The sequence below is a fragment of the Aeromonas sp. s1(2024) genome (assembly GCF_040908005.1).
Lineage (GTDB): Bacteria > Pseudomonadota > Gammaproteobacteria > Enterobacterales > Aeromonadaceae > Aeromonas > Aeromonas caviae.
This window is the reverse complement of sequence record NZ_JBFOCW010000009.1, coordinates 1-2,831: the sequence shown is the minus strand read 5'-3', so window position 1 is coordinate 2,831 and position 2,831 is coordinate 1. Positions and strand designations below refer to the sequence as shown.

Genomic DNA, 2,831 nt, shown 5'->3' with positions numbered 1-2,831 from the left:
CGACACTTCTTGGGGTTGTATGGTTAAGTGACTAAGCGTACATGGTGGATGCCTTGGCAGTCAGAGGCGATGAAGGACGTACTAACCTGCGATAAGCCGTGAGCAGTCGGTAAGAGACATTACGACTCACGGATTTCCGAATGGGGAAACCCACTTAGCATAAGCTAGGTATCGCTACGTGAATACATAGCGTAGCGAGGCGAACCGGGAGAACTGAAACATCTAAGTACCCCGAGGAAAAGAAATCAACCGAGATTCCCTCAGTAGCGGCGAGCGAACGGGGATTAGCCCTTAAGCATCTTGGAAGTTAGTGGAACGGTCCTGGAAAGGCCGGCGATACAGGGTGATAGCCCCGTACACGAAAACGACCTTGATGTGAAATCGAGTAGGGCGGGACACGTGACATCCTGTCTGAATATGGGGGGACCATCCTCCAAGGCTAAATACTCCTGACTGACCGATAGTGAACCAGTACCGTGAGGGAAAGGCGAAAAGAACCCCTGTGAGGGGAGTGAAATAGAACCTGAAACCGTGTACGTACAAGCAGTGGGAGCCCTTCGGGGTGACTGCGTACCTTTTGTATAATGGGTCAGCGACTTACATTTTGTAGCGAGGTTAACCGTATAGGGGAGCCGTAGGGAAACCGAGTCTTAACTGGGCGTCTAGTTGCAAGGTGTAGACCCGAAACCGGGTGATCTAGCCATGGGCAGGTTGAAGGTTGAGTAACATCAACTGGAGGACCGAACCCACTAACGTTGCAAAGTTAGGGGATGACCTGTGGCTGGGGGTGAAAGGCCAATCAAACTCGGAGATAGCTGGTTCTCCCCGAAAGCTATTTAGGTAGCGCCTCGGACGAATACTACTGGGGGTAGAGCACTGTTTGGGCTAGGGGGTCATCCCGACTTACCAACCCCATGCAAACTCCGAATACCAGTAAGTAATATCCGGGAGACACACGGCGGGTGCTAACGTCCGTCGTGAAGAGGGAAACAACCCAGACCGCCGGCTAAGGTCCCAAAGTTCTGGTTAAGTGGGAAACGATGTGGGAAGGCTCAGACAGCTAGGATGTTGGCTTAGAAGCAGCCATCATTTAAAGAAAGCGTAATAGCTCACTAGTCGAGTCGGCCTGCGCGGAAGATGTAACGGGGCTCAAACCAGGCACCGAAGCCGCGGATTCACGCTAAGCGTGAGTGGTAGGGGAGCGTTCTGTAAGTCTGCGAAGGTGTATCGAGAGGTATGCTGGAGATATCAGAAGTGCGAATGCTGACGTAAGTAACGATAAAGGGGGTGAAAAGCCTCCTCGCCGGAAGACCAAGGGTTCCTGTCCAACGTTAATCGGGGCAGGGTGAGTCGACCCCTAAGGCGAGGCCGAAAGGCGTAGTCGATGGGAAGCAGGTTAATATTCCTGCACGACTTGTAATTGCGATGGGGGGACGGAGAAGGCTAGGTGGGCCAGGCGACGGTTGTCCTGGTGAAAGTGCGTAGGTGGTGTTTCTAGGCAAATCCGGAGACACAACACTGAGACACGAGACGAACGCACCACGGTGCGGAAGCCATTGATGCCCTGCTTCCAGGAAAAGCCTCTAAGCTTCAGATTACAAGTCATCGTACCCCAAACCGACACAGGTGGTCGGGTAGAGAATACCAAGGCGCTTGAGAGAACTCGGGTGAAGGAACTAGGCAAAATAGAACCGTAACTTCGGGAGAAGGTTCGCTCTTGATGGTGAAGTCCCTTGCGGATGGAGCTGTCGGGAGTCGCAGTGACCAGATGGCTGGGACTGTTTATCAAAAACACAGCACTCTGCAAACACGAAAGTGGACGTATAGGGTGTGACACCTGCCCGGTGCCGGAAGGTTAATTGATGGGGTTAGCGCAAGCGAAGCTCTTGATCGAAGCCCCGGTAAACGGCGGCCGTAACTATAACGGTCCTAAGGTAGCGAAATTCCTTGTCGGGTAAGTTCCGACCTGCACGAATGGTGTAACCATGGCCATGCTGTCTCCACCCGAGACTCAGTGAAATCGAATTCGCCGTGAAGATGCGGTGTACCCGCGGCTAGACGGAAAGACCCCGTGAACCTTTACTACAGCTTGGCACTGAACATTGAACCTACATGTGTAGGATAGGTGGGAGGCTTTGAAGGCGTGACGCCAGTTGCGCTGGAGCCGTCCTTGAAATACCACCCTTGTATGTTTGATGTTCTAACGCAGGGCCCTGAATCGGGCTCGCGGACAGTGCCTGGTGGGTAGTTTGACTGGGGCGGTCTCCTCCCAAAGAGTAACGGAGGAGCACGAAGGTTGGCTAATCCTGGTCGGACATCAGGAGGTTAGTGCAATGGCATAAGCCAGCTTAACTGCGAGACGGACAGGTCGAGCAGGTACGAAAGTAGGTCATAGTGATCCGGTGGTTCTGAATGGAAGGGCCATCGCTCAACGGATAAAAGGTACTCCGGGGATAACAGGCTGATACCGCCCAAGAGTTCATATCGACGGCGGTGTTTGGCACCTCGATGTCGGCTCATCACATCCTGGGGCTGAAGTCGGTCCCAAGGGTATGGCTGTTCGCCATTTAAAGTGGTACGCGAGCTGGGTTCAGAACGTCGTGAGACAGTTCGGTCCCTATCTGCCGTGGGCGTTGGATGATTGAAGGGAGTTGCTCCTAGTACGAGAGGACCGGAGTGAACGAACCTCTGGTGTTCGGGTTGTCACGCCAGTGGCACTGCCCGGTAGCTAAGTTCGGAATCGATAACCGCTGAAAGCATCTAAGCGGGAAGCGAGCCCTGAGATGAGTCATCCCTGACCCCTTGAGGGTCCTAAAGGGCCGTTGGAGACC

1 rRNA gene is annotated in these 2,831 nt (G+C 53.7%); it reads left to right on the top strand.

The annotated features are described in order from the left end of the window. Window positions 1-21 precede the first annotated feature (21 nt). Window positions 22-2,831, top strand: a 23S ribosomal RNA gene (locus tag AB5Y70_RS02490); the annotation flags it as partial.